The following is a 1434-nucleotide window of genomic DNA, read 5'->3' as shown; positions in this document are numbered from 1 at the left end:
TAGCCGTTTCAGCTATATCCATCACAGCCATAGCGCCTTTAAGTGTGGTTACACCTGCGGTTTCATCTTTTACGCCAAGAGAATTTCCTGCTGAAGTTTTCATGGTTGCAAACTGAGAAAGTCCGCTTTGACTAGAAAAACCTGAGCCTGCAGACACATTGTATACTGCAGAAAGACCCGATCCACTTGAAAAGGCTACTGCAATTCCAGATATACTTGTAGAATAATTCTTACCGCTACCTACAGAATAACCTGAACCTGCCGAAAATCCACTTCCTGCACTACTCATATAAGCAGTAACAGAAGAAAAGCCACCTAGCATAACTCCTTTATTTACAGAACCAAATCCCATAGCATCGGCGATATTAGCATCAATTTGTCCTTTTGATTCTCTTAAAGAAACAGAAGCCTGAGAGATAAATTGAGTTGCACCAAAGCCTGCAGAAGAAAGATTGGTACCACTGATTAAAATATCTTTACCATCGTTTTTAACTAAAGACAAGCGGCCATAGTTTTCTTTCATGCTAGCATTGATAAAAGCACCTCCACCTATATTACCATCGATTTTAATCCCTCTACCTTCTCTTGAAGTAAGTAAAAGCTGTCCATTAGCATCGATTGAAGCTTCAACTCCAGTAGTATCTTTAACCGAGTTAATTGCAGAAACCAAAGCACCGTTGCTATCACCATCTTTGTAATCTACTTTACCGATTTTTACCCCATTAATAGCAAAGTCATCTGAAGTAGCTCCAGCCCTAACTGCAGCTATACCTCTAGTTTCTACTGTAAAAGTGGCTCTAACACCTGTTTGATCAGCACTTTTATTGATCTCTTCTGCTAAGGCTCCAAGTCCTGTTCCAACTGAAGTTGAAATCACAACTTTTTGAAACTGAAAATCATCTATACCATTGTAATTTTTAAGAGTAAATTGTACTTCGCCACTAGTTGAAATTCTTCCTCCTGTTTCAAAGCGTGTTAAACCTATCTTAGAAGACTGGGTTGCTCCTATAGTAGCTTTTATAGTTTGATTTGAACTTGCGCCGATTTGAAATTCTTGATTGATAAAATTCCCACTTAAAAGTTGTTTACCGTTAAATGAAGTAGTATTTGCGATATTATCAAGTTCTTCCATTAAACGGTTGATATCTGCTTGAAGCATAGTTCTTGTTTTTAAACTTTGTCCATCTTGAGCCGCTTGAGTTGCCTTAGTTTTGATTGTATCTAAGATTTTAAGTTGCTCATCCATAGCCTTATCAGCAGTTTGTAAGATACCTAAAGCATCGTTACCATTAGATATAGCTTGACCTAAAGTATTAGCTTGAGATCTTAAACTATCTGCTATCGCCATCCCTGAAGCATCATCTGCTGCGGAGTTGATTCTAAGACCTGAACTAAGTCTGCTTAAAGAAGCATCTAAACTTTTACTATTTAAAT

At 37.7% G+C, this 1434-nt stretch carries 1 protein-coding gene; it reads right to left on the bottom strand.

Features of this window, described 5'->3' with window-relative positions; all coding sequences use genetic code 11:
• On the bottom strand, positions 1–1434 hold a 1434-nt coding region (locus FBF10_RS08475), incomplete at both ends, for a flagellin (RefSeq protein ID WP_165433914.1).

The organism is Campylobacter sp. CFSAN093249 (assembly GCF_011067895.1).
GTDB classification, from domain to species: domain Bacteria; phylum Campylobacterota; class Campylobacteria; order Campylobacterales; family Campylobacteraceae; genus Campylobacter_D; species Campylobacter_D jejuni.
This window is presented reverse-complemented; position numbering and strand designations above follow the sequence as displayed.